This is a genomic window from Bacillus sp. E214, assembly GCF_008087365.1.
GTDB lineage: Bacteria > Bacillota > Bacilli > Bacillales > Pradoshiaceae > Pradoshia.
The window spans coordinates 1580083-1606865 of the sequence record NZ_VENN01000001.1; the positions used below are offsets into that span (position 1 = coordinate 1580083).

The window sequence follows — 26783 nt, forward strand, 5'->3', positions numbered from 1 at the left end:
TCTATAATGATAGTTTGATGTTCCTATGCAAGAAAATGATTCTTTCTATTTCTTCAAAACCATTTTTCTTATAAAATTCTTCGGCAGGTATACCTCTATCTGTGAGAAGTGTAATGTTACTTATATTGCTGCTATGAAGTTCTTTTATCAAATGATTTAACATCGCTCTTCCAATACCCTTACTTTGACATTGTTTTCTTACACACATTTCATTAATAAAAAACTCATCTCCGCTCCACCATACTCTATTTACACCAAAAATAAAGCCGAGAATTTCATTGTTTTCTACCGCTAAAACGCCTAAAAATCCAGGTGTTTGGTAAAAGTCCAGCAAATATTTTTTAGCCTTTGTAAATGTCCATTCATCATTCCAAGGCTCATCATTGAATACTTCAATAAATGTGTCCGTACATTTAATTAAATCATTTTCTGTTAATAGTTTAACTTCCAAGGTGAATTCCCCTTATCGCTAAATGTATTATTAAAGCCACCTTAACCGTTTTATTTATAGATTATTCTACCACAAAAAAACCAAATTTCTTATTCAGCTAACCTGCCTCGTTTGTTGAAGAGGATTTTTAATTTTAAGTTTGAATTGGTAAGTAAATCTGTACTTCCTCTTCCCCTTCTCCTATAGGGTGATATGTCTCCACAATATAAGAATCGAGGTCTCTTTGATAACCTTGTTTTACTGCCCAATTCAATAAATTCAAATGAAGTTCTCCCAATTTATATTCCCTCTTGTAGTTATGTAACTTTTATCTGTTTCAATATAATCCATTCCTGTTGGTACTTCATATAATTTCTCACTCACAATTAAGCCTACATAATAATGACCCACCTTATGCCCCTCATCCTTTTTGGGCTCAAATAAGGCAATTTCGGTTTCTATCGGATTTAGGATTTCGTTTGAGCGACTTAATAGTTGCTTTGCAAGCAAGGGTACTTCATCACCAAAGTTAACAAACTCCCCAATACCTTTTAATCCAACAAGCTTAAACTCCTTTTTAACTATCATAATCGACATATTAACCTCTCCCATTCACATAAAAATTTCAAAATACCCTAATTTTATTTATTCAAGAAGAAAATCCTTACTTCCTGCATTGAAGTAAGGATTTCATACTGATCTATTAAACATATTGAACTAACCTTCCCCTTTAGCGGAAAAAGAACAAGGCAGGCTACTGAGATCCTTATTCTGCTAAAATGCTTCCCATAGCTAGTAATAATAGAAAAGCAACAACTATAACCGCTAGACTTGTAATTATCCCGACCAATCCGATTAATAATTTGCTTATGCGACCTATAGACATCCTTGAAGATATTCCGGCAAGTATAATACCTATAATGAAGAAAATGCTGACAATAGTAATAAAAAGGTAAATATCAGCAATCGGTCCTCTTTTTGTATAGAAAAAAATAATACTTACTATCACTGGTAATATAGATAAAATTCCTAAAATTGTCCCTACTCTACTTTTATTCAACATCAATCCCACCACCGATTGAAATACTTCGTTTCTTTCATCCTTTTCATTGTATTCAACTATATTTAACCATTGAGCATCAGGACCTATTGTTATGTGAGGAACTTTGTTTTTATCCAATATGTGTTTGGTCCATTGTTTTTTAAAATTGCATTTTTTGGGACTTGTTTAATTATAAGAAGAAGAGTAAGTAAATCAACTGATGATCCCATTGCGTTTAATATTATTAAAAATTTTAATGTCGTTGTTAATAGTCCAAATGAACTTAATACAAGTGGCAAAATTATTGAAATAATAATGAAAGGAGCAATTGAAATGAAGATATATCTTGATTTTGAAATCTCTTCTTCTGTTAACACAAAACCTCCGAACAGCGTCAATCCTATATATGTTTTTTCTGATTTTGTGAAATTTGGAATGAAAATTAAATGGAGTAATTCGTGAAGTAATAAAAATATAATTAACAAAAAAACACTACTCAAGTTAATAGTAATTGAGATTGCATCAGGCGTTAGGCCAAAATCGCTCAAAGAAATACTGGAATAGATATTTATTACACCAATAGAGATGATTGCTGCGACAATCATTAAAGGGGTGGATAACAAAATAGCACTTGCTAAATCTTTGGGTTCTTTCAATAGAATCCATCTATTATTAATTAATTCTAAATGTAACTGCGGGTTACTTTTGGGTAATTTGCTTTGTATTTTCATTAAATCGACTCCATTAATAATTCAAGTTTAAAATACAAGCACCTAAATAAAACCATTTTTTTAGGTGTACACCATTTTTTTGTCAAACTAACCTGCCCTTAAAGGGATCAATATAATCGCTTGTATATGAAGGTTTATGTTTGATTCCTTGCACCTTTCATTTAAAAACGAATAGAGCCATAATGCTTTCGACCCTCAAAAAGAAACGCAATGATACTCTCATAATAAGGTATAAATTTTTTTAATTCGATTAGCTCTAAGATTTTCTCTTTTGAAGCCCATCTCACTGCTTGCAGCTCATCAGTCTGTAACGTCAAATCATTCAAATCTAAATCATATTCAATTAAATAATAATCATCAAATCCACGCGCAAAGTTAATAGTAAATTGCGGACGTATCATTTCAAAGTTATAATGAATACCCAACTCTTCGAATAACTCTCTTGAAGCAGCCTGCTGACTTGTATCGCCTGCAACAGCACTTCCACCACAAGTGATATCCCAAAGATTCGACCAACCTTGCTTAAAGGGCTGACGTTGTTGAATAAGCATTTCTCCCTTTGAATTAAATATACAAACGTGTATTACTAAATGAAACTCGTCTGGTGTCATATCATCTCCACGAGTTATTTGTTTGCCTATTTTATTACGATGCTTATCATATAAATCCCATTTTTCCATTGCTAAGCTCCTTAATGTAGTTTTGCCTTAAGATTCTTAAACTCTGCAAGAATATGTCCCAATGATGAACACAAATAATCACCTATAAACTTCTTGAACAAACCTTCCCCATTTCTACAATAAGAAATTCAACATAAAAAGGCATTAATCCTTCTTGGATCAACACATCTGTTAGTTAAAGAAGAATCTTTACTTCCAATCCTATTTTCCCCTATTCCTCTGTTTGTATGGGTTGTTTTAATAGCCTACGCTTCAGGGATGCTTTCATTGGGGCCTTGTCCCTCAGTAGCAATGGCGACTGTATGAGGGTTATCTTCCAAATAGGCAGAAACGGTGTTAATTCGTTCTTGGAGAAGTGACGAAGGATCAGTTCCAATCACCCTTGCTCCTAGAATAATTAAATAATCAGCATTATCTGGTATAGTTTGATTAGGCATTTGAGCAATTCGAATATGCAAGAATAGAAGATAAAAATACTAAAAACACAAAAAGTTCATAGGTAATAACCTTTAAGTATTTCATTAAATCGTTTCCATGGTTGAAATTGTATTTGGTGAATACAGAGAGTCGAGAAAAGATTTTTTTGAAGGTATTTACGGAGAAAAGGATTTGGAATTACTCAACAATTGAAGCGAATAAGTTCTCTAATGAAAAATGCATATTCCAATACATAGAAAAATGTACGGGGAATATGCATTTGCAAAAATACATTATGATTTTTTTTATTTAGAATTTGGCCATTCTTCATCTTCCAATGGAATAATTACACTCGCCACTAAGTAAATAATTAATCCAGGAAATGCACCTGAAAATACACAGAGGAAAGCAAATGCAAGCCGAAGGATGGTTACATCGATTTTTAAAATCGGTGCTAAACCTCCAAATATACCCGATAATACTTTGTTAGAGCGGGATCTTACTAATTTAACGTCTTTCACACAAACATCTCCTATCTTTATCTTAACAGTATATTAAATGAATTATCTTTATAATACGAAAAGCCTATTTATTAATTCAGGATATGAACTTTGTCCCCGTTACTTCCATAAGAAGTTCAGTAGAAAAGAACATTAAGCTTTCTTAGATCAAAGCCCCTTTTATAAAAAAATATTATCAATCTAATTATCTTCGTTATTGCTTCTCACATTATTTTGAAGATAAATCTTTTTAAGAGTTGAATTTATATTATTTAAAGCAATAAGAATAACCCCTAACATAACAAATGTTACTACTTCCCCGGTAAACCAAGATAGTATTCCTAAAATTACAGCATAAAGTATGTATAGCCAATTACTCATTAATTCAATATCCTCCCAACCAAAATAATTAACTTCTTCAAAAAACCTAGTTCATTTGTAACATTTTGTAAAACCAGACCGAATCTTAATTAAGCTAACCTGCCCTTTTACTTCTATAAGAAATTCAACACAAAAAGGCATTAATCCTTCTCGATCAATGCTTCTGTTTGTTGAAATGTAATCTCTTCTATATCTACCTTAATATAACTCCAATCCTAGCCGGTTAATAACGGTGTGTTATCTTTGTAAAATCATATCGACATGAGGAATATTATCTTCTAAATATGTTTCGGATATAGGTTGAAAACCAAAGGAAGTATAGAATTTTCTTAAATAATCTTGGGCTTGAATTTTAACCTTTGTTTCTTCTAATTCGTTTTGGATAAATTCTAGTCCTTTCTTTAAAAGTTCCCCTGCTATCCCTTGTCCTCTGTATTCTTTCTTTACAATAACTCTTCCAATAGAAGTTTCTTGATAAGCAATACCTGCGGGTACAATTCTTAAATATGCAACGATTTCTCCATTGTCTTCTTTAAAAAGATGATATGAAAAAGGATCTTTACCATCAACTTCAGGATAAGGACAATTTTGTTCCACCACAAAAACTAAAGTTCTTTCTTTTAAAATATTATATAGTTCAATATTTGTTAACTCATCAAATTTTTTGAGTTTCCAACTCATAAAAATTCACCTCTTACTTTTTGTTTCAAATGCATTCAAATATATCTTAAACTTAATCTAACTTTTCCGTAGTTGCAACAAAACACCTATTTCTCTATAAAATTTTCTCGCCTGCCCCTTTACTTCACTAAGGAATTCAACATAAAAAGGCATTAAACCACTTAGATCAATACCCTCTTTAGTTCTACAAGGAAATTATATATTACCTACAATATCTTCTGGTCCCCATATTGCTAAACTATCATTAGGACAAGCTATTATCTCCCAATGCTCACCATCTTCAGAATCCATAACTCCTACTTGCCAACTCTCGTACTGCTCATTCTGGCCCCATATAAACAATACTTCACCAGAGTCAAACGTTAAGAATAAATGTGGACTTTCAACACCTAAAGAAACATCCACAATTTGTTTTAATCTCAACTCACATAACATCTTTAAAGATTCAATCGAACTTTTTTAGATAATTCGTTTAATAATGGGATTTTTTTAGGCATTAACTCAAATAAACAAATTGGACTCTCAATATTAATGTAAATTTGACCATTTATTCGATTAGAATTATTTTCACTCTCCGAAAGAAGTAACCTTAAACCATAAAAATTAAGTCCCTCTAGTCTGGTTCCTTTACATAAAAACTGTAAAGTTCGTAAACCTGCAGTTCTTTCTGCTTTATTCATATTTAACACCCTTTTCTTATAAATCATATATCCTTGTTCCGCTAACCTGCCCCGTTACTTCCATAAGAAGTTCAACATAAAAAGGCATTAATCATCCTTTGATCAATGCCCCTGTTTATTTCTGTATAATACTTCTGATATGAATTTTTGACTAGAAAAAGGTGAATATATTTATAGCTTATTTTTTCTTTTATCAATTATTAATAAAAATGACAACACCACTACACTAAATACCACTATAAACAGAAACGACAAGTATAGAGTCATGAATCCACTAAATGTCTCATCGAATATTAAAAGAGCGACGTCTTGGTCATACATACCTCCCATGGATATATATCTAGTCACTTCAAGATAAACGACATGGAAGATCATACTCATCCATATTGTTCCTGTATACCTTCTATATAACTGTAGAGCAATTCCAAATGTAAAGAGCAATATAATATAATCTATAGTTAACGTAAATGGCTCACTAAAGAATATTGACTCCAATGCCATCACCGCAACCGGAACACAAATGAAGATTAACGGCTGTAAAATCAATGCGATGATGAAGCGAAATTTCTTATGCAACTCTTCAAAGATTAGTCCTCGGATAAAGACTTCTTCTGGAAATGCTTCATACATAAATGCTGTCACTGTATTAATTAAAATGGAAATTATAACAGTGGCTGTCAGGTTCAAGCTGACATTTTCAATGCCACCAAATAAATAAGCTGTTATAATTCCTGTTATGACTAATATAAAAGGCAACGCGATTCCGACGATCAAACTAGATGGTGAATTTACACCCTTTAAGCCAATATTCTTAAACAAGTCAGTTTTTTTCTTTTAAATATATATAGTACAAAAAGCGTTAACCCGCTAAAGATTACTCCTTGTAAAAGCATACTATTTTGTCGATCCATACCTTGAGTTTCAGTCAAATATTGTCCGACATTACCCGAAACAAAGAGAAATAATGATACAAGTACAAAGTACAAAAGCAACCGACTAATACTAAATTTCAAAGAACTCAATTGAATGCCCCTTTTCTATTAATGACGTATTGTTATAGCGATTGTTGAGCAATAGTTAAACAACACTCTTGAACTAATCTGCCCCCTTTACTTCCATAAGAAATTCAACACAAAAAGACATTAATCCTTCTTTGATCAATGCCTCTGGTTGCTTAATTACATTTATTCATAACTTGATATAATTTAAAAATCTGTTAGTAGCTTCGTCTCATACTTAAATCGTATCGTTACTGGAATCTTATTAAAAATATGAAGGGGGATTCCTACTCTATCTTTAATATCAATTTCTATCCCCACATTAAAGTAGGTAAGAAATTCCCAATAAGAAATGAAAACGTTATAAGTTGGCTCATAAATAAACTCCATCCATCCCTCTGCAATATGGTTATCTTTTTCATCAAATATATTAATTCCCGAAAGTTTTCCACGACCCCATCTAAATAACTGGCATCGTTACCCTCTATACAACTTTCAGACCAATCAAATTTAAACTTATTCGCCGTTATTCCATAAAAAACGAGGTCATCACATAGCTGTTTTTCTACTAACATTCTTAATTTCGGACCCATTTTATCTGCGTATCCTAAGTCAGTATAATTTGGTTTCATATTTTCTCTCCACACTTTTGGTTTTATGTAATAGAACATTGCTACCTTTGCTAGTTAAAACCTCATGTAACTAAACTGCTCCGTTTGTGAAATAGCAAATTTGAAATGATCATAGGGCCTCAAGGGTAGAAATCAAACTAATGTATTATGGCCCTGTACCACAAGAGACTTCGTATTTTTCGCTCTCTATCTTTGTTGAATAACACAGTGTTGCCGTATGTCCTGTAGGATTGTCGTAGTCAAACCAATTTACATTGTATAGCTGTCCGTATACTTTATCTTTATAATCATTCTTCGTTATTAAAGCAAAGAAACTTTGATATGGATGCCCGTCTTTGAGTATTTCATCTCTTATTGCAGATTTTGGCGAATCATTATTGTGTACCATTTGTCCTAATATAGGCGGAAATATTATTATCACTAATAATACCAGCAAGCCGACTACTAAAAGTCTTTTTTTCTTTTTCAAATTGATTCCTCCTTTCACCACTTTTATTCCGTTAGCCTGCTCCTGTATTCCAATAAGAAATTCAACACAAAAAGACATTAATTCTTCTTAGCCAATTAGCATAATAGAAATTGTACTGATGAAATCAAATTCTATCCTTATACCCTTTTTCAGTTTTAAATTTCTCTGGAATCAATTGCTCAATATTTACCCTTCTTTAGAAAAGATAAAAATCTGTTTATCCTGATGTTAGTATATTTATTCAATACCACTTACTATTAAGTTAGCTTTTTCAAAAGGTTTATAGGTTTCAACATAAACGTCTTCTGATAGCATCCAATTATTTTCCCACCTATCACGTGCTGTTTCTCCGTCTCTTTCAAGACCTCGTGAAAGCCTTGTTTCTCGTGGGCATTCAACCCATATCGTTAAATCATATTTACTAAAAAATTCGTGACATATTGCATAAACACCTTCTATTATGACAATTCCCCCAACTGGAACAGTATGCCACTCCGCTAAACCATCCATTATCCAATCATATCGCTGATAATGTCCTTCTTTATTTTGAGCTATGGGTTCAAGAACCTGATTTAAAATACGCCTCCTATCATAATCTGCACCTATAGGCTTGTTCTTTGGAAGTGTTTTTAGAATTTGAGAAGATGGTAAATAAAAATCATCCATATGCACAATAGTTGTATTTAATAATCTCCCTTTTAACTTATCAGCGAGTGTGCTTTTCCCAGAACCTCCACAGCCATCTATCCCAATTAACAAAGTTGATTGTTTTTGAGGAACTGAATCAATCAGCCTAACCAAATGTTCAAAATCATTACTGCTTTTAAGAATTTTATCATTCATAACCTCACCGCCTTAAATTGGAAAACCATCTTGTTAACTAACCTGTATAAAATATTTTCTATTAATTTATTATTAAATCCTTCTTCCCTGCCCTACACCTTATCTAAATCTATGATTAATTTATTACCTTCGATTTTAAAATCTGTGGAATAATTTTCAAACTGGATTTTGATAGTTCAATTTTATTCTTAACTTATGTTCACTATAAGACCATAATGCTGCTTAACCAATTTGATTTCATTGACCAATAGCATAATCCATAAGCTTTCCTTCTTATTTCCATAAAGAAAAGTCATCATAAAGATATCTCTATTTCACTGCTAATTTTAGTACCATCAAATCCTCATCATAATATCGGCCATTAAACTTTAAGGCATTTCTTTCTATACCATAGACCTCAAATCCCAACGACTTATATAATTTCTTTGCATAGTGATTATCAGATACAACAGTTAAATTGATTTGCTCCAATCCCTCAGAGTTCTTCGCTTTACTGATAAGTTCATTCATCAATAACTTTCCTAAACCCTGACCTCGATTGCCTGGAGCTATGTACATTCCATAAACATTTCCTTTATGCCTGGTTTTGAGATTGTCTTCACGTATAAAGGTAACAATGCCAACTAAAGATTTTCGATTATCAAAGGCACCTACAATATACTTGTCCATTGTTGGTTTTATTCGTTCCTTTACCATGTCTAAAGAATATCCCACCTCTCTCTCATAGGTTGAACCGAATGCTTCCGGGTTCATTTTCAATGCATTCAATCGCACTTTCTGATATAAATGAGCATCGGACTCTTCTAAAATACGAATATTCATCAACTACTCACTCCTTTAATTTGATGGAATTATGTATTGCATAATCTATTCTTTTTTTCGCTCCTAATATCCTTCTTGCACTAACCTCCCATCTTATAAAAAGCTTAATTATTTCCTGTACACTGCTGTCTCTTTTCTCACAAACAAATTCTTCTATTTTCATATTTTTTGTTTAACACTATTTATATAGGGAAAATAATTCTATTGAGGACTATTCCGGTTCAGAAGCAGTGGCTGAACCGTGCCTCAAATTCTTTATAATACTACGAATGGAGGAGACATGAAGAATATTATTAAAATAGCCAGTGCATTTATGGGAATTATCATAGGTGCCGGTTTTGCATCAGGACAAGAAATTTTACAGTATTTTACTAGTTTTGGAATGAAGGGAACGATTGGAGCCTTTCTCTCGATCCTATTGTTCGGATATTTGGGAATGGTTTTAACTAAGCTGGGCAGCCGGCTTCAGACAGACTCACATAAGGAAGTTATTTATAAAATCAGTGGACGTTACCTCGGCGTTCTCATCGATTCTATCCTCGTATTTATCCTTTTTGGAATTGGAATTGTCATGATTTCTGGTTCAGGGTCTATTTTCAATCAGCAGTTTGGGTTGCCAAGTTTCGTTGGCATCATTATCATGACGATTCTCATTTTAATCACAATCCTTTCCGACGTAGACCGGGTTGTAAAAGTTATTGCTATGATAACCCCTTTTCTCATATTGGGAGTGGTCGTATTATTTATACATAGTATGGTGACCATGGAATATTCTTTCTTTGAGCTTGACTCTATAGCGAACGAACAGTCTTCGGCTACAAATCATTGGCTGAGTTCTATTATTAATTATGTTTCACTTGCAATCGCAATGGGAGCATCCATGACTCTGGTAATGGGCGGCGATGAACCCAAGGAGAAAATTGCTTCGATCGGAGGACTGGCGGGAGGTATAGGTGTAGGAATTTTAATTGTCCTGCATCATCTAGCCATCTTTGCACAAGTTGATAAGGTAGGGCACTTGGACATGCCCTCACTAGGGCTGGCCAATCAAATATCACCACTTTTTGGAGTTCTCTATTCCATCATTCTATTCGGCATGATTTTTAATTCAGCTGTTAGTATGTTCTTTTCGTTTGGTACACGCTTCTTTACCCCGAAAACGAAAAAATACAATTGGTTCGTGGTTATTTCTGTACTCGTCGCCTTTGCAGCAAGCTTCTTTGGATTCAAGCAGTTAGTTTCCTTTTTCTACCCACTGTTTGGATATTTGGGTATGATTTTAATTGCCGTACTCGTTATCGCTTCAATTAGAATGAAGCCTTTAAAAGATAAAACGGATTAATCGCTATCAGTTACGCGTTTCAATAAAAGATTAAGGAACGCATTCTTCCGAAAAAATAAAAAATCCACTGTAATAGAAAAAGAGATTCGTCAATTTTGATGAATCTCTTTTTCTATAGTACTAATTTCCCCTGTTAAATTAACCTGTACTTCCAATTATCAATTCAAATTTAACTGAGTGTATTCGATTTCTCTTGAGTATCATCTGGAGATTATCAATTGTAGATCTTTCACGCTGAATATAGCATCTCTGCTTCCCATCTAACCCTAACTAACTGTTTCTTCATTAAAAAAGGATTGTCCCCTGCTTTGTAGGTTTTCGGTCATTTAAGTTCACCCCCTTAAACTTCGGCTCATAGTTGGCCACGGGTTTAATCCCTAAGGATTGGTTCCACTGATTATCATGCTATTATTCATTTTCATCCATATATATTAGAAATCTGACCAGGTATATAAATGATGTAGTACTATATCCAATTGCTTCCTATAATAAAGGGAGAAAGATCCATAAAAAAGGGTGGGGGTGGAATATGAGGATAGAAATCCAGTTAGATAGTGAATGTACAGATCCCAAAATCGTCATACATGCTAGTGAAATGACAAATGAAATTTCAAGTTTACTTGAAAAACTTTCAGGCAATGAATACCAATCACTGATGGGTTATAAAGGTGATGAAATTCTTTTGATACAAATGGACGATATCTTGCGGATTTATACTGAAGGTCAATATGTTTATGCACAAGTAAATAATGAAAAATTGCGCTTACGACAAAGATTATACCAATTAGAAGAAATGGTCCCGCGCCAACAATTCATCAGAATTTCAAACTCTGAGATTGTCAATTTTGAAAAAGTTAAAAGCTTAGATATGAGCATAAGCGGAACAATCACTCTGAAATTCAATACCGGCGATCAATCATATGTCTCGAGGCGTTATATTAATAAGATAAAAAAACATTTAGGAATATGAGGTGATGAAGATGAAGACAATTATCGTAAGAGGGGCAATAGGATTTCCGCTAGGCGTTTTTATATCAACCTTTATAACCCTTTGCATTTCACTTGGCATTGGGGATGGGACGTTTTACGCTGTAGTACCCAGCTTAATAGAGACCATGGGTACAGAATTAAATGCCTATCTACTGCAATTTATTTTAAGCGGATTATTAGGAGTTGCTTTTGCTGCAGGCTCTATCATTTTTGAACATGATAATTGGAGTCTTACAAAACAAACAACTCTACACTTTTGCTTAGTTACCATCGCCATGTTTCCTGTCGCCTATTACTCCCATTGGATGGAGCATTCCTTTATAGGATTTTCACTTTACTTCCTTATCTTTGTGGTCATTTATTTAATGTTCTGGGTCTTCCAGTATCTATTTTGGAAGCGAGAAATTAATCGTTTGAATCATTCATTAAATAAACCATAGACACCCACTTTAGAATTACAGTTTTCCTACTAGCAATAAGGTATTCTGCCTCCTTTTAAAAATAGTTTTGATAGGAGGTAAACTTAATATCTATAAAGACACCCCAATAAGATTTGTACAACTCAAGTTATTCTTACAATAAGAAAAGGTGACCCTCTTCTCTCTAGAGTCACCTTTTCTTTTTCTGAGCCAAATTATGCGGTTTCCTATCGATTTACCGTTACCGTTGTAAAGACGAACTTGTCGTGATGATGCCGTGAGAAAGAGTATTCAAATGGTATACCAGTAATCAAAAAGGCAACTTGTTCGACTTCCAAGATAGGATCGTCAGCTCTGCAATCCAGGTATTTTTGATCCAGTTCATTTGATTTACATGCTCTGATTTTACGGTGTGCTCCACCCATTTTTAATTCAAGTGTTTCTTTAATATGCTTATATATGGAAGAATGAAGAACCTCATCATTAATACCGGGAACCAGATTAGCCGGCATGTATGTTTTTTCTATTACATATGGTTCATCATTTACAATCCTGAGACGAATAATATGATAGACAGGTGTATCAAGGCTGATCCTTAGTTTACTGGCTACTTGCTCAGAGGGAAATTGAATTTCAAAGGCAATTACCTTGCTTTTTACCTCATCATTATTGGCCAGATTGGATAGTCCAATATTTTCTTCACTGATGATATTCACTTTATTGTCATCAAATGGAGGCTCGATAATAAAGGTACCATGTCCTCTTTTCCTATATAAAAGCCCCTCTGTAACAAGAATATTCAAAGCTTTTTTCATCGTTACCCTGCTGCTGTCAAATTCTTTCGAAAGAGTATATTCGTCTGGAATCGGCTGGTCCTTTGAGTAATAATCACTCTTTACCCTTCGCCTCATTTCATTTGCAATGGCCTCGTACTTGTTCATTCCTAACACCTTCCTAAACGCTTCTTATAAGTCAATCATAAATACTATCACAGGAAAAATATAGTGTAAAAGTAAAGGTATGCAAATTATAGTAATCAATGACCTGATTCTTTGTTCTATTCCATATAACGTATTACATCGAAATATCAAATCATGCTTGAAGATATGATTATACTTATATCTTTAAATGATTATAACTTTCCCTTGAATTTGTAATCATTTAAAGGTATATATAGAATATATTGTAAAAGTTAGGGTGGGCCAACATGAAGAATCTGATAAAACTTTTTATTGATTTCGTCTCTCAATATACTATTTCCAGCTATTATTTCTGGCTTTATATACTTAGAGGTGGAATCATCTATGGGTTTGTTTCCGCTTCAGTCGGACTGATCCATGCTGTTGAACTCATTCACCGGAAAGAAGATGATTCAATCCGTTCAGCTTTTCAAGAATCCTATAAAAAGAATAAAAGTTATATAGGGTTATCGTTTCTATTGTTTTTATTCAGCGGACTTTCACTGATGTCTATCTATCCACCGCTTCACGAGGCCTTGCCTATCTTAACATGGCTGCAAATACCGATTTTGATCTGGACTTTTCTTTTATGGACCATTGCTATTTATAGCATTTACTTCCTTGCTCATGATCAACGGAATACTCATTCCGCAAAATGGATCTATGCACTGGCTTTTGATACTTGCATTCGCCATCCACTCCGTAGCCTGGTTATATTGCTGATGATCTTAGCTTTCACATTGATAATCAAAGTAAATTTAGTCGCCTTTATTTTTTTGGCACCGCCTCTATTAATCATTGCGACCAAAAAAATTGTCTTCATCCCTAAGATTCTGACAAACTAATACCTTTATAAAAAGAGCTGCTTGAAAAGAAGGGCTTTCCTTTCAAGCAGTTTTTTCTTCCTCTACTATAATGGACTTGAAATACTTATTTTACTGAACCAGAAACTCCGTTATAAATATACTTTTGAAGGGCCAGGAAGACGATTAGTATTGGTGTAATTACGATAATAACACCCGCCAGAATGACCGGCCAATCCGTTCCATATGGTCCTTTAAAGGCAAATAACGCTGTTGAAATAACCTTCAATTCAGGTGACGGCATATACAGGAATGGATTGTAGAAGTCATTGTAGATTCCCACACCGCTAATAATAAGAATCGTAATCATTGGAGCTTTGAGCAAAGGCAAGATAATCTTGCGGTAAATTTGAAAGTAAGATGCGCCTTCCATGATTGCTGCTTCATCCAATGAAACTGGAATATTGTTAAGGTACTGCAGGAATACATAGACAGCTATTACGTCTGTGCCAAGATTCAGCACAATAACCGACCAAATCGTATTGAATAAGCCCATTCCTTCAATAATCTGGAATGTTGCAACCTGTGTAGTGATTGCCGGAATCAGGGTTGCAAGGAGGAAGAGTCCCATAATAGGTTTCTTCAATTTAAAATCAAATCGGTTCAAAACATATGCAATCATCGTTCCAAGCAAGAGTTTTCCTACAATTGAAACAATAAAGATGATAAGCGTATTTTTAAACCCAACAGTCATTTGGCCATCTATGAATGCTCTTGTATAATTGTCAAACGTAAATTGTTCCGGTAAAGCAAGAACACCAGTTGTCAGGAATTCCTCTTTTGACTTGAATGATCCAATAAACACAACCAATACAGGTAAAATAGCAACCGCTACTCCAAGCAGTAAGCTGCCGTATTTTACAATGGCGCCAAGCAGTTTCTTAATGTTGTATGCATGATCCTGCTTTGCTGGTATCTTTGGTTCTGTCACACTGACATTTGCCTTCATGGTCACACCTCTTTCTCTCTAGTCATGTATTTTTGAATTAATGTCACGACGATGACAATGACTAACAATATGAGGGCCATGGCAGACGCCAGTCCTAGCTTCTGGTACTTAAAGGCTGTATCGATTGTTTGAATGACAAAGGTTTTCGTTCCATTTGATCCACCCGTCATAATGTATGGGATATCGAATACACTTAGAGAACCGCTTATTCCTAAAATGATATTCAGGAACACAATCTGTTTGATACTCGGTAAAATAATGTATAAAAATTGCTGGAACCGGCTGGCACCATCAATTTCCGCTGCTTCATAAATTTCAGGATCAATGGACTGAATAGCTCCCAGGAATATGATGAAGTTGAACCCCATATATCTCCAAATCGACGTAAACGCCAGGGACATATTGTTTATAGAACGGTCTCCAAGCCATAATTGGATTTGACTATCTAACCCAAGGAAAGTCATGACCGTATCCAATGTTCCTCCGGCTTTGAAGAAATACAAGAAGATGAACCCAATAGCCACTCCATTTAAAAGGTACGGAAAAAACAAAATACCCTTCCAAAAGTTTGCGAATTTCACCTTGAAAGTTAGGATCGTGGCAAAGTATAAAGCAATTCCCAGCTGGATAAATGTCGCTACAAAATAGTAGAGACTGACTTTAAATACGGAAAAGTACTCTGGGTTTGTAAAGACCTTTAAATAGTTGGCGAGACCAACATTCTCCTTCGTCGGACTAATCCCATTCCAATCCGTAACACTGTATTGAAGCATTTTTACTAGCGGATAATAAGAAAATAATAAAAGCAAAAAAACAGGTAAAGCTGAAAACAGAAAAATGATAATACGACGCTGCGCCTTATAACTCAAATTTATTTTTTTCATCGCTTTTACTCCTCTTATCTCATTAGCTGGCCCTAATGGACAAAGATACTTTTCAAATCCTTCTTTATTAGAGGAACTGGGGTGTTACAGTATGAATTCTGCAAACACCCCAGTATATTCAATAAGATGATTCTCCTTACTTGCCAATCTCTTCCATTGCACTGGACCATTTTTTGTTCAAGTCTTTCATAATGGCATCAAAGGATTCTTTTGTATTGCCTTTTGCCGCATCGATAATACGTTGCTTCGTTGCTTCTGTTGTATCAATTCCGATTTCAGATGTGTTGTTGATGTCACTAAATAGAGATTCTTCTCCTTTAGGTGATGGATTAGCCTGGATAAATTCTACTCCAGCTGTTTCCATCGTTTTAAGAGCTGCTGGCATTTCTTCGCCAACCTTAGGAGAGATGGCTCCTGTATCTTTAGTATAGTTAGATTCATCAATAAACCAGTCTACGAACTTACGAGCAGCTTCTTTTTGTTTGCTGTTCGCATTAATACCGATATTGTAGTCTCCGCCAATCGCTGCATACTGTTTGCCATCTTGTGCGGTAATTGGGAACGCTGCATACTGAATATCTTCTGGATCTTCAGCAAGAGCTTGAACTTGTTCAATTGCCCAGCTGCCTAGAACCATAACAGCAATTTTTCCGTCTGCCAAATCTTGTTTGGATTGTTCCCAGTCAGTAGTGGAAGGATCAGCTTCAGTTAAGCCTTTTTCCGCTAAATCATATAAAAGTTTGTAGCTTGTGTTCATTACTTTACCATCTGCAAACGGTTCTTTATCTTTCACCATTTTATTCGTAACATCCGGATCACCGGAAGCACCTGTACGGATGAAGTCCCAGTTAGTTAATGTCCAGCCGGAAGCGTAGTTTGTGTATAAAGGAGTTACATCCGCGTTCTTTTTCTTGATTGTTTCTAATGCAGCTACGAAATCTTCTGGTGTTGTTGGAACAGTATCAATACCTGCATCTTTAAATACCTTCATGTTAAGGATGACACCAGTCGTATTAACTGCAATCGGAATACCATAGGAAGTACCTTCATAAGAACGGTCACTTAAAAGCATATATTTCTTTGATAATTCATCCTGTTTACCAAGCGGCTCAAGGAAGTTTGCATTGTCTTCAGGCTTAATCGTTGTTGGAATCATGAACACATCACCGTAGTCTTCTGAGTTCATCCTAATTTGCATTTGACCGGCATAGTCTGTAATCGTTTCCACTTTTACTTCTATATCGGGATGATTTTTATTAAACTCTGCTATGTATTCATCCCATTTCCCATTACCTGTCCAGTCTGTCTTGTGGTTGATAAAAGTGATTGTTTCTTTTCCTGACTCTTTAGAATCGGAATCACTATTGCTCTTATCACTGCAACCTGTTAATGCAAGGGCCAGAGCACTTGCGGCAACCCCCATACGGAATAATTTCTTCATTCCAGTCCCCTCCAAAGTATAATTTGGTAAACGCTTACAAAAATATTGTAGCATCCTATGTTTTAGTTTGTATAGTCTTTTATTACAAAAAAGTAATACTTTTGAAATGTTGTAACTTTTTATCAACAAAACAGACAATCTTTCAGTCTTGTAAATTAAAAGATTTCCTTATAATATCGATAAATAACTTTTTCTGCCGGCTTTCCATAGACAGCATAGTCCTGATCAGAATCTGCCTTTTCTATAGGATATAAATGAGCTTTCCAGTCCCATAAGGCAAATCCTTTTACCCAATCTCGCTTTACCGTTGTGCTAAACATCTTTTCGTACCACTCTTTTTGGACATTGACATCTGCTTTCCCTCTTAATGTCCAGTCATTTGGGAGCAAATCTCCACCCTCCCAGCTCGGACAGCCGGCTTCACAGAAGAAAAATGGTTTAGTGTGTTTCTTGACAACGCTTTCAATACGGTCAAGCTCTTGTTCCCATTTATCAATCGGATAATAACCGCTAGAAGAGATCACATCAACAGCGTCCCACCATTTTAGAATATCTTCTTGGTACTTATCGCAATTATAAGTAACAAGTCCACTGTACAGCTTCCGGACCTCATTTATTAAATCACGCCATTCCTTTTCACGGCGGTCTGCATTGACCATTTCACAGCCGACCACAAACATGGAACACTTCGTTTCTTCAGCTAGTTTCGCGTAATGAAGAATGAATTCATTGTAAGAGGCAAACCATTCAGACCATTTAGGCTCACACGGAACATCGGTATCAAAGAAATTAATATGGGCACGCCATGTCCCGTCCGAAACATTCACCATCGGTTTTAAAATAACCTTTAAACCCAGTGATTGTGCAAAATGGACCATCTCGATGATTTCTTCATCACTGACCACATTCGGATGTTCCCTCCAGTTAATTACAGTGGACTGGGGTCGATCTTGCTCTGCCACAACCGTTAAAACGACATGATCAATTCCGCATCTTTCTTTTAAAGATTTTAAAGACTGTTTTGCCTTCACATCCTCCCATTCTCCGCGCTTACTCATATAACCAAAGCTAAATCCCTTAATAAAATCCATCATATTCTCCTTTCAAATGATTTAACAAAATGTAACAAAAAGTAATATTAATAGATTGATAAGTATATACATTTGTTGTAAATTAATTATATATTTTCCATTTATTTTCGTAAAGAAAAATTAAAAAATTGAAAGTACGTGCAGATATGGATCATAAACAAGAATACTACCGTAAAATGCTTTACTTCACCATTCCAATCACGATTCAGTTATTAATCATCTCCAGTTTGAATATGATTTCGTCCAGACAAGTTTTCTTTTCATGTTGCTTGTTAAAAAGGATTTTATTTCCTGGAAAATGATCAAAGAAAACCTAGAGCAGACGCTATATTAAGTTGCTATATATGCCCTTGCAAGCTCACATGAAATCATTCGGGCTCTTCTCGGTGTAAAACGAACGTTATCTAAGAAATGGATCCAAAATATTGTCGTAGAACATGAGGAGGCTGTTCCAGTTGGAAAAGGTTGAATTTAAAAAGGAATTAAACGAAAGAATTCTCCCCTTTTGGATGAAACTATTAGATTATGATAATGGCGGATCATATGGAATTCTAGATTATAATTTAACCATGCACAAAGATAGTCCTAAAGGAGGTGTGGTAGGAGCACGTCACCTGTGGAGCTACTCGGGCGCTTACCTTCTCACGAAAGATGAAAAATATTTGCGGGCCGCTGAGCATTCCTACCATTTCTTGATTAATGCGTTATGGGACCAAGAACATAAAGGAATCTATTGGCTTGTCGATCACCTTGGGCAGCCTCTCATCTCAACCAAGCACATCTATGCACAAAGCTTTGCTATTTATGGACTTAGTGAATATGTCAAGGCATCTGACAATAAGGAAGCCTTAACCTATGCCATTGATCTTTTTCATCTTCTTGAAGATACATGTTTTTCTACTACATACGGAGGTTACAAAGAGGAATTTACACAGGACTGGATACAGACCGAGCATCATCTGCTGAATGAAGGTGCTAATGCTGTTTTTACTACTAACAGTCATCTTCACCTATTAGAAGCCTATACAAATTTATATAGTGTTTGGCCTGATAGGCAGCTGTTGAGCAAAATCAATTATCTGTTGGATTTGTTTTATTCAAAAATCTATCACCCTACAGAACATGTTTGCAGAGTCGCTTTTGATGAAAACTGGCAGTCTACAAAAGAGGCGTACTCCTACGGCCATGATATCGAAACGAGCTGGCTCTTAACCGAAACCTTACATATAACCGGTCTTGACCGGCCAGATATTGTAGAAATGAATAAGCAGATTGCTTACAAGGTTGCAGCTGAAGGCATTGATTCGGATGGATCTATCTATGATGCTAAAAAAGAAGGAAACATACATAAGACAAGGGTTTGGTGGGCGCAGGCAGAGGCAGTTATCGGCTTTTATAATGCTTATCAGCTTACTAAAGATGAACAATTTATCCAACTCAGCGAACGTGCTTGGACGTATATTCAGAAAAAGATTCACGACCCTCGTACGGGAGGAGAATGGTTCTCAAGGATAGATGAGCACGGAGAGGTAATCTCCTCACTCAGAAATGATCAATACCAAACACCTGAAAATATCGCTGACTCCTGGAAAGGATTTTATCATAACGGCCGCATGTGTTATGAGCTAATTAAAAGACTACCAGAATAAATAAAAGGCTCTGTTTTAAGCAGAGCCTTGTTTTTTATCCCTCTTCATTAATATTAGCTCAATTAATATAGTTGCATAACTATAAAAATGGTAAACTATTACAGCAAAGTAATTTTGAGCTGATTGTTCCTGAAATGATTTATGGGGGATAAAATATGAATTCTATTATGAAAAATATTATGAGCTTGTTCTTTGAAAAAGACGAACATCCAGTTAAACCTCTTATGTATGCACAAATTATTGTATGGATTGGTGTGGGTATTGCATCTTTTTCAGTGGTGTATACTAGTCAATTTCATTGGATGTACCTTATGTTTGGAACTAGCTTCCTATTAATTGGTATAGAACATTTTTTAGTAAAAGAAACAAAACGTAATAGCTACTTAATATGGTTTATTTCTGCACTACTCTTTTATTTGATAGCAGTGGGTGACTATTTCTTCATTTAACAAATTGTGCGATTAAGAAATCTTATTTAAGAGTAAATGTTTTTGCTCCAAATCAATCATTTTTAATGAGGAGTTAAAAGAGGATGAGACATAGAAGGAGAAATAGAAATGGCTTTTTTAAAGAATCCCTGTTTGAGATTATTGGTGAAATCATTTGGGAGATCTTAATGTTTATACCAAGAATGATCATTCGCTTTATAAGTAATATTTTTGATTAACCTATTTACCATAGGCACTACATTGAGGTCATCAAGTATACTTGAACGAGTTTACGAAGCATTTCACTTAAACAATCAGATGGACATGAATAAACAAATGAGACCAAAAAAACACCTCTCCTCTACTCACCCTTCGCAATAGCCTATATAAACGGGCCAAATAAAAATCCTGCATGGTATAGATGCAGGATTTGTTTGTTATTTGCTTTCGCCGTGATTTAAATGATAATTGTATACTGCTCCAATAAGGTTGGCATCATTTTCAAACTGGCAAATAGCAATGTCCGGAACCATTTTTGCAATTTGAACCTTATCTAAGATTTCCTTAAATTTACGTTGTAATTGCGGAATCAAATCTGGTTTAGCTGAGACTCCCCCGCCAATAATGATTTTTTCAGGGTCATAGCTGTACTGCAGGTTATAGATTCCTTGTGCCAGGCTATAATAGAACTTTTCTGTTTCCTCTATTGCTATATTATCACCCTGCTCCGCCAGTTCAAATACTTCTTTTCCGCTAATTTTTCCGCTTGGCAGATTGATTCGTTTCGCATAGCGGACAGCCATTTTGACCGGGCTTGCCAATGTACTGAAGGTCTCATCATGGTTCAGAAGCATATATCCAAATTCTCCACCAAAAAGATGTTTCCCATGATGAATCTTCCCGTCGACAATCACGGAACCGCCAATACCTGTGCCGACTACTACAAAAATAATATCCTTCAGCCCCTTCGCTGCACCCTTCCAAATTTCTGCAAGCGCTGCGCAATTCGCATCATTTTCCATGGAAATGGGGCATCCGAATAGCTCTGTTAACTCAGGGTAAATCTCAAAGTCATGAAGATAGGGCACAGCACTTGCTCCTTCCACGACTCCTCTACTTTGATTGACAGCTCCAGGCGAACTGATTGCAACACCCTTAATCATGAACTGATCAGCAAATTTCTGTTTAACCTGTAATAAGGATGTTTTCATTTCCTCCCATGTAGAAGGGGTGATAAATGATCCTTTATCTACTATTTCTTCCTTATCCCAAACCGCATATTTCACAGCCGAACCACCAATATCATAAACAAGTAATGACATGATTTTCACTTCCTGCTCCCAGAGAATAATAAATAAACACCTAATTTGCAGAACAGTTTCGTCACCCTATACAAATTAGGTGCTTGATCCATCACTTACTTTAATCCATTATTTTCACTAACTTCTTTAATCCAATAACCCGATTTCTTGATGGTCTTCACCTGGGTATGGATGTTATTCGAGATAAACCCATAACGGTTGCGGTATGCATTCTTCCATGACCAGCAGTCAATAGGCGTCCATAGATGATACCCATAGCAATTTGATCCTTCCTCTATTCCTTTGTGGATCCATTCTAAATGCTCCTCGATAAATTCAATCCGATAATCATCCTCAATCATGCCTTCATCATTCAAGAAACGTTCCTCACGCGAAACACCCATCCCGTTTTCAGAAACAAACCATTCAATATTCTTATAATTATCACGAATATTGATGGCAATATCATACAAGGCCTTTGGATAGATCTCCCATCCTTTGTCCACATTCATCCTTCTGCCAGGCATATCATAATGATCATAATAGCGGTCAGGCATCCAGTCAGCTGTACTGTTTGGTGAGATATCCGGGGCCTTTACGCGAGACGGATGATAGAAATTAACACCAAGGGTATCAATCGTATTTGCCTTCAAAATCGCCAGTTCTTCCTCCGTTGATTCCCAAATCACTTTATCTTTTGTTAAAATCTCAACCAATTGTGCCGGGAATTCTCCATATATAGCCGCATTTAAGAACATCTCATTGCGCCATAGATCCGCAATTTTCCCTGCTTTTACGTCTTCTTCCTTATTGGATGCCGGGTAGGATGGAGTCAGGTTGAGAATGATTCCAATTTTTGCACCCTGATTATGAAGACCCAACTCCCTGAAAACCTTAATCGCTTTAGCGGAAGCCAGATTTAAGTTATACGCAACTTGGACTGCCTTTTTTCCATCAACCACCTTTGGATAATGGAATTGATATAAATACTGGCCGTCCACAATGACCATCGGCTCGTTAAAAGTAAACCAGTACTTAACGCGGTCGCCAAACAGCTCAAAGCATTTGCCCGCAAACTTAGCAAACAAGTCAACTACATGCTTTGATTCCCATCCGCCATACTTCTTGTATAGCTCAACCGGAAGGTCAAAATGGTGGAGTGCCATAACAGGCGTGATTCCTTGCTTAATGAACTCATTAATCACATCATTATAATAGCGAACACCATCCTCGTTGACAGTCGCTGTTTCAAAATCGTCAATCAATCTTGTCCATTGAATTGAGGTCCGGACAGAATTGAGACCAATTTCCTTCATTAATTGAATATCTTTTACATAACTATTGTAGAAATTGGAGGCGGTATCAGGTCCAACCTGTTTGTAAAACTCCTCGGGTTCCAATTCGTACCAGTAATCAAATACATTTGCATGTTTTTTATTAAATCTACCTTCACTTTGGGGACCAGAGGTAGCTGCACCCCACCAAAAATTATCCGGAAACTTTTTCATGATTGCCTCTCTCCTAAACAGTTAGTTTATTGAATTCAAATAAAATAGTTTGCTATTGTAATCCTTCGTTTTCTCTCTGGACCAAAATTCATCCGCTTTTCCGGTAAAGTTTTCTCCGAAAAGAAGACCGATTTGCATTAAATCATCGCCAAACCTTTTCCCGTCTCCATTGATTTGGTACATTTTGTCCTCTGCCAATCCTTTTAGCTTTAATCGTTCATATGGACGATTTGGCTTTGATAAAACCTCATAATAGCCAACAATCGCCTCCGTTTGATCCTTTGAAACAACCATCCATGCCGTTTCATTGTTGGTAAACGGACTTAATAACCGGAAAAATGTCCCTTGCTGGATCAAAGCGCGATGCTGCTTGAAAAAGGTAATATCCTTCTTAATCTGGTCCTTTTCCTCCTCCGATAGAAGGGTAATATCCAGCTCATATCCAAATGTACCGAAGAAGGCAACATTAGCGCGCATTTCCATGCTTGTTGTCCTTCCCACCTGATGATTCGGAACAGCAGATACATGACTGCCAATACTGGATAATGGATAAACGAATGAAGTTCCATATTGAATTTTTAACCGTTCAACTGCATCTGTATCATCACTTGCCCAGCCTTGAGGTGCATAGTAGAGCATCCCTGGATCGAAACGTCCTCCACCGCCTGCACAGGATTCGAATAATATATCAGGATACTTCGCTATCAGCCTCTCGTATAAGGAGTAAACACCTAAAATGTAACGATGCCATACCTCTCCTTGCTGATCCGCCGGCAATGCTATGGAATAGGCCTCTGATATATAGCGGTTCATATCCCATTTGATGTAGTCAATTTGACAGTCTGATAGAATCGCATCCATTTGTTCGTATACATTTTCGACTACTTCAGATCGGGAAAAGTCCAGGACAAACTGATTTCGGCCGTGAGATAGTCTCTTGCCAGGAACCTGGATTAGCCAGTCTGGATGTTCTTTAAATAGCTTAGTATCCTTGCAGACCATTTCCGGTTCAAACCATAGACCAAACTTTAATCCCAAGGCGTGTATCTTTTCTGATAACCCCTTCATTCCATTAGGCAATTTAGCACTATTAACAAACCAATCCCCTAATGAAGAGCTATCATCATTACGCTGACCAAACCAGCCGTCATCAAGGACGAACAGCTCCATTCCAAGCTCAGCACCACTACGTGCAATCTCAAGAATTTTTTCTTCATTAAAATCAAAATAGGTCGCTTCCCAGTTGTTAATAAGAATCGGACGTTCTTTATCCCTCCAAACTCCCCTCGCCAATCGAGTACGATAAAGGTCGTGCAATGCCTGACTCATTTCGTTTAAACCAGAGTCAGAATAAACCAGTACGGCTTCTGGTGTTTGGAAACTTTCACCCTGCTTCAGCTTCCATGCGAATTGGAATGGATTAATGCCCATCATCGCTCTTGTTACTTTGTATGTATCCACCTCAATCTGGGCGAGAAAATTACCGCTGTAAATTAAACTGAAGCCATATGCCTCACCGGCATGCTCCGTTGTCTCGGGTCGAACCAACGCCATAAATGGGTTATGAGCATGACTGCTTGCTCCACGTGTACTGGAAATCGATTGGACGCCTGTTATAACCGGTTTCCTTTCAAGATGATTTTCGCGGGTCCAGGCACCATTTAAGTGAATCAATTCAAAATTATCATCTGAAAAATCGATGCTTAAGCTCATCGCTGTTTCAAGCTCGTAGTCTTCAGAACCATTATTCGTAAATTTAGCACTTCTGGCAATAACCGGCCGATCTTTATAAATCGTATAGAATATATATAATGTCAGCTCAGAATACGCATCCTTCAGCAGAATTTCGAGCGTCTCTGCCTCCTCAGGAGATTCCGTATATGTAGCCGGCAGACCATCAAGGACTGGTTTCCCTTCCATGACTCGATAATCTGCATATTCAAAACGACTGATTCTGTCACCCGCTGGATAGCGAACCTGCTGTGCTGGGTAGCGAAAATCCGAGGTACCAAAACCAGGATACTCTTGTCTGATATGTTCCAGTGATGAAGTATGATCACCCTCAAACTGATTATTCGATGGACGTACTTCTCTTTCCATTAAAAAGTCGAAGTTTTCCTGATGACGAATACTTTTCCCAAAATATAAATGCTCCAGCTGATTGATTTGGTCCATCACGCGGAATAAATAACTTACTTTACTGTTTGATAGATGAAACTCAAGCTTGTTTTTATTTACTTTAATCAATTTATTCATATAATAGGAACCCCTTTACGCGGTCACCAAGCTTCGGCAAATATTCGTGACCATATTCCGGAAAGATAATCATTTCCTTTGGCGAAGTGATTTGATTGTAGACCGCAAATTGCTGGGCTGGATAACAAACATCATCCTCAAGGGCAATCGCCCATTTTACTTCCGCCTTAATTCGCGGTGCAAAGTGTTGCAAATCTATGTATTCAAGAGTGTTGAAGAATTCATCTTCACGCTCATGCATCGGATCACGGAAACGAAACCAATAATGAAGTTCCTCATAGGCAGAAGAAGTAATATTAAATTCAAAAGCTTTACGGTAATCACTTAAAAATGGATATTGCGCAACAACCTTTTTCACTCTTGGTTCCAACGCTGCACAAATCAATGATAGAGCTCCGCCCTGTGAGGCACCCTGAATATATATTTCCTCTTCATTGACCTCATCCATCGACATCAAAATTCTGGCAGCCTGTACAGTATCAAGAAATACAGAACGGAAATACAAACTTTCCGGCCCTTCTTCGACACCGCGGATGATGAGTCCCTTCATCGTTGTTCCTTTTACTTTAGAGTTGTTCTCAGAAAGCCCGCCCTGTCCGCGGCAATCCATAGCAAGGACAGAAAAGCCTTCAGCAGCCCAGCTTACTTTATCGCCAAAATCACCACTGTCTCCATGATATCCATGGAACATAAGCATTCCGGGTATTTTTCCATTTACTTGTTTCGGACAAACATATTGGCATCTCACCCTTGCTCCTTCAACACCAATAAAATACAAATTATAAAAATCAGCGACTCGGGAAGGAATTTCAACTCTCTCTAATTCATAATCCAATGGAAGCCGTTCAAGCTCTTCCAGTTGTTTATCCCAAAATTCATCAAAATTCGCAGGTTTTATTCCACTTCCAAGATAATTCTGATATTGATGGATGACTTTTTCTGCTTTCATAAGAACACCCCTTCTTTTGGTATCGCTTTCATTATAAAGAATATACAAAATTATGTAAATGTATATATTTTATGAAAATATGTAAATCCTTTTAAATTTAATTTTACTAGTAAAATAGACTTATCATTTTACATAAAATATTCACATTTTACGGTCATATTGTATTTATAAAGCTTGTTAGTATGGCTGAACAGAGGATTAAACAGTAATGGCGGAGAATAAGTTATCTAGTAAAATGCAACAAAATAATCTAAGGATGGGAGATAAACTTGGCTTTTAATGATACTTTTAGATTTGGTTCTCATGCCATCATATTTAATTCGGAGGGTCATATCCTTCTATTAAGTTAAAGCCTAAGTCATTATATATATATTCACTACTAACAGAGCATTGTTACAAGTAGGATTAATATCCCTTTCTGTTGAACTCTTTATGTTGCTAAGATACA

Annotated in this window: 33 protein-coding genes; 7 read left to right on the forward strand and 26 right to left on the reverse strand. The window is 36.1% G+C overall.

The genetic code is table 11. The annotated features are described in order from the left end of the window. Position 1: 1 nt before the first annotated feature. The 17 genes from FHY47_RS07295 to FHY47_RS07370 form a co-directional block, all read right to left on the reverse strand. The gene (locus FHY47_RS07295; protein ID WP_148630008.1) at positions 2-451 is read right to left on the reverse strand and encodes a GNAT family N-acetyltransferase; all 450 of its coding nucleotides are present in this window, start codon (positions 449-451) and stop codon (positions 2-4) included. 133 nt (positions 452-584) lie between these two features. Continuing rightward, complete coding sequence (locus FHY47_RS19210) at positions 585-713, reverse strand: hypothetical protein (protein WP_262365978.1); 129 nt, start codon at positions 711-713, stop codon at positions 585-587. Next, complete coding sequence (locus FHY47_RS07300; protein ID WP_262365979.1) at positions 710-1027, reverse strand: hypothetical protein; 318 nt, start codon at positions 1025-1027, stop codon at positions 710-712. Before FHY47_RS07300 ends, FHY47_RS19210 begins: the two co-directional genes overlap by 4 nt. A gap of 169 nt (positions 1028-1196) precedes the next feature. Continuing rightward, positions 1197-1610, reverse strand: a complete 414-nt coding sequence (locus tag FHY47_RS07305) for a hypothetical protein (RefSeq protein ID WP_262365980.1) — start codon at positions 1608-1610, stop codon at positions 1197-1199. Continuing rightward, positions 1583-2203 (reverse strand): metalloprotease family protein, encoded by a 621-nt coding sequence (locus FHY47_RS07310; protein WP_148630010.1) that lies wholly within the window; start codon positions 2201-2203, stop codon positions 1583-1585. The genes FHY47_RS07305 and FHY47_RS07310 overlap by 28 nt, the downstream gene beginning before the upstream one ends. Before the next feature lie 161 nt (positions 2204-2364). Then, positions 2365-2883, reverse strand: a complete 519-nt coding sequence (locus tag FHY47_RS07315; protein WP_148630012.1) for an NUDIX hydrolase — start codon at positions 2881-2883, stop codon at positions 2365-2367. Between the two features lie 245 nt (positions 2884-3128). Continuing rightward, positions 3129-3320 (reverse strand): YdcF family protein, encoded by a 192-nt coding sequence (locus FHY47_RS07320; RefSeq protein ID WP_187393451.1) that lies wholly within the window; start codon positions 3318-3320, stop codon positions 3129-3131. Between the two features lie 285 nt (positions 3321-3605). Continuing rightward, a complete protein-coding gene (locus FHY47_RS07325; protein ID WP_148630016.1) occupies positions 3606-3821 on the reverse strand; it encodes a PspC domain-containing protein in 216 nt (71 codons plus the stop codon). Between the two features lie 180 nt (positions 3822-4001). Beyond that, positions 4002-4181, reverse strand: a complete 180-nt coding sequence (locus FHY47_RS07330; RefSeq protein ID WP_066104513.1) for a hypothetical protein — start codon at positions 4179-4181, stop codon at positions 4002-4004. Between the two features lie 237 nt (positions 4182-4418). After that, positions 4419-4862 carry a GNAT family N-acetyltransferase gene (locus FHY47_RS07335; protein WP_148630018.1) on the reverse strand — a complete coding sequence of 148 codons (444 nt, stop codon included), beginning with the start codon at positions 4860-4862 and terminating at the stop codon, positions 4419-4421. 195 nt (positions 4863-5057) lie between these two features. Continuing rightward, a complete protein-coding gene (locus tag FHY47_RS07340) occupies positions 5058-5297 on the reverse strand; it encodes a hypothetical protein (protein WP_148630020.1) in 240 nt (79 codons plus the stop codon). A 2-nt stretch (positions 5298-5299) separates the two neighbouring features. Continuing rightward, positions 5300-5542 carry a hypothetical protein gene (locus FHY47_RS07345; RefSeq protein ID WP_148630022.1) on the reverse strand — a complete coding sequence of 81 codons (243 nt, stop codon included), beginning with the start codon at positions 5540-5542 and terminating at the stop codon, positions 5300-5302. Between the two features lie 171 nt (positions 5543-5713). Then, a complete protein-coding gene (locus FHY47_RS07350) occupies positions 5714-6361 on the reverse strand; it encodes a CPBP family intramembrane glutamic endopeptidase (RefSeq protein WP_148630024.1) in 648 nt (215 codons plus the stop codon). 490 nt (positions 6362-6851) lie between these two features. Next, entirely contained in the window at positions 6852-7172 is a 321-nt protein-coding gene (locus FHY47_RS07355; RefSeq protein ID WP_148630026.1) for a hypothetical protein, read from the reverse strand. 145 nt (positions 7173-7317) lie between these two features. Continuing rightward, positions 7318-7641, reverse strand: a complete 324-nt coding sequence (locus FHY47_RS07360; protein WP_139892401.1) for a hypothetical protein — start codon at positions 7639-7641, stop codon at positions 7318-7320. Positions 7642-7878: 237 nt separating this feature from the next. After that, entirely contained in the window at positions 7879-8484 is a 606-nt protein-coding gene (locus FHY47_RS07365; protein WP_148630028.1) for a uridine kinase family protein, read from the reverse strand. 309 nt (positions 8485-8793) lie between these two features. After that, positions 8794-9306, reverse strand: coding sequence for a GNAT family N-acetyltransferase (locus FHY47_RS07370; RefSeq protein ID WP_066104534.1), 513 nt, complete (start codon positions 9304-9306; stop codon positions 8794-8796). A 280-nt stretch (positions 9307-9586) separates the two neighbouring features. Between FHY47_RS07370 and FHY47_RS07375 the strand changes: the two genes are divergently transcribed. The 3 genes from FHY47_RS07375 (at position 9587) to FHY47_RS07385 (ending at position 12078) form a co-directional block, all read left to right on the forward strand. Beyond that, positions 9587-10648: a YkvI family membrane protein gene (locus tag FHY47_RS07375; RefSeq protein WP_148630030.1), complete on the forward strand. Its 1062-nt coding sequence runs from the start codon at positions 9587-9589 to the stop codon at positions 10646-10648. Positions 10649-11177: 529 nt separating this feature from the next. After that, on the forward strand, positions 11178-11618 hold the full coding sequence (locus FHY47_RS07380; RefSeq protein WP_148630032.1) for a LytTR family DNA-binding domain-containing protein: 441 nt from the start codon (positions 11178-11180) through the stop codon (positions 11616-11618). A gap of 10 nt (positions 11619-11628) precedes the next feature. Next, positions 11629-12078, forward strand: coding sequence for a DUF3021 domain-containing protein (locus FHY47_RS07385; protein ID WP_225983598.1), 450 nt, complete (start codon positions 11629-11631; stop codon positions 12076-12078). Between the two features lie 206 nt (positions 12079-12284). On the opposite strand, the gene FHY47_RS07390 is transcribed toward FHY47_RS07385, so the two are convergent. Next, entirely contained in the window at positions 12285-12998 is a 714-nt protein-coding gene (locus tag FHY47_RS07390) for a GntR family transcriptional regulator (RefSeq protein ID WP_066104544.1), read from the reverse strand. 266 nt (positions 12999-13264) lie between these two features. On the opposite strand from FHY47_RS07390, the gene FHY47_RS07395 reads away from it, so the two are divergent. Further along, positions 13265-13861, forward strand: a complete 597-nt coding sequence (locus FHY47_RS07395) for a DUF624 domain-containing protein (RefSeq protein ID WP_148630034.1) — start codon at positions 13265-13267, stop codon at positions 13859-13861. An 85-nt stretch (positions 13862-13946) separates the two neighbouring features. Here FHY47_RS07395 and FHY47_RS07400 read toward each other — a convergent pair whose 3' ends face one another. The 4 genes from FHY47_RS07400 to FHY47_RS07415 all read right to left on the reverse strand — a co-directional run bounded on the left by FHY47_RS07400 (position 13947) and on the right by FHY47_RS07415 (position 18244). Further along, on the reverse strand, positions 13947-14828 hold the full coding sequence (locus FHY47_RS07400) for a carbohydrate ABC transporter permease (RefSeq protein ID WP_139063833.1): 882 nt from the start codon (positions 14826-14828) through the stop codon (positions 13947-13949). A 2-nt stretch (positions 14829-14830) separates the two neighbouring features. Next, positions 14831-15712 carry a carbohydrate ABC transporter permease gene (locus FHY47_RS07405; protein ID WP_066104552.1) on the reverse strand — a complete coding sequence of 294 codons (882 nt, stop codon included), beginning with the start codon at positions 15710-15712 and terminating at the stop codon, positions 14831-14833. Positions 15713-15848: 136 nt separating this feature from the next. Further along, the gene (locus FHY47_RS07410) at positions 15849-17153 is read right to left on the reverse strand and encodes an ABC transporter substrate-binding protein (protein WP_148630036.1); all 1305 of its coding nucleotides are present in this window, start codon (positions 17151-17153) and stop codon (positions 15849-15851) included. Positions 17154-17308: 155 nt separating this feature from the next. Further along, the gene (locus tag FHY47_RS07415) at positions 17309-18244 is read right to left on the reverse strand and encodes a glycoside hydrolase family 113 (RefSeq protein WP_140462073.1); all 936 of its coding nucleotides are present in this window, start codon (positions 18242-18244) and stop codon (positions 17309-17311) included. 455 nt (positions 18245-18699) lie between these two features. Between FHY47_RS07415 and FHY47_RS07420 the strand changes: the two genes are divergently transcribed. The 3 genes from FHY47_RS07420 to FHY47_RS19215 all read left to right on the forward strand — a co-directional run bounded on the left by FHY47_RS07420 (position 18700) and on the right by FHY47_RS19215 (position 20560). Further along, positions 18700-19893, forward strand: a complete 1194-nt coding sequence (locus FHY47_RS07420; protein ID WP_187393452.1) for an AGE family epimerase/isomerase — start codon at positions 18700-18702, stop codon at positions 19891-19893. A 155-nt stretch (positions 19894-20048) separates the two neighbouring features. After that, positions 20049-20342, forward strand: a complete 294-nt coding sequence (locus FHY47_RS07425; RefSeq protein ID WP_148630039.1) for a hypothetical protein — start codon at positions 20049-20051, stop codon at positions 20340-20342. 83 nt (positions 20343-20425) lie between these two features. Then, entirely contained in the window at positions 20426-20560 is a 135-nt protein-coding gene (locus FHY47_RS19215) for a hypothetical protein (protein WP_262365981.1), read from the forward strand. 198 nt (positions 20561-20758) lie between these two features. Here FHY47_RS19215 and FHY47_RS07430 read toward each other — a convergent pair whose 3' ends face one another. The 4 genes from FHY47_RS07430 to FHY47_RS07445 form a co-directional block, all read right to left on the reverse strand. Further along, positions 20759-21643: an ROK family protein gene (locus FHY47_RS07430; RefSeq protein ID WP_148630041.1), complete on the reverse strand. Its 885-nt coding sequence runs from the start codon at positions 21641-21643 to the stop codon at positions 20759-20761. 95 nt (positions 21644-21738) lie between these two features. After that, the gene (locus FHY47_RS07435) at positions 21739-23130 is read right to left on the reverse strand and encodes a glycoside hydrolase family 1 protein (protein WP_066104572.1); all 1392 of its coding nucleotides are present in this window, start codon (positions 23128-23130) and stop codon (positions 21739-21741) included. 21 nt (positions 23131-23151) lie between these two features. Continuing rightward, on the reverse strand, positions 23152-25386 hold the full coding sequence (locus FHY47_RS07440; RefSeq protein WP_148630043.1) for an alpha-galactosidase: 2235 nt from the start codon (positions 25384-25386) through the stop codon (positions 23152-23154). After that, positions 25379-26335, reverse strand: coding sequence for an acetylxylan esterase (locus FHY47_RS07445; protein ID WP_066104581.1), 957 nt, complete (start codon positions 26333-26335; stop codon positions 25379-25381). The genes FHY47_RS07440 and FHY47_RS07445 overlap by 8 nt, the downstream gene beginning before the upstream one ends. Positions 26336-26783: the final 448 nt, after the last annotated feature.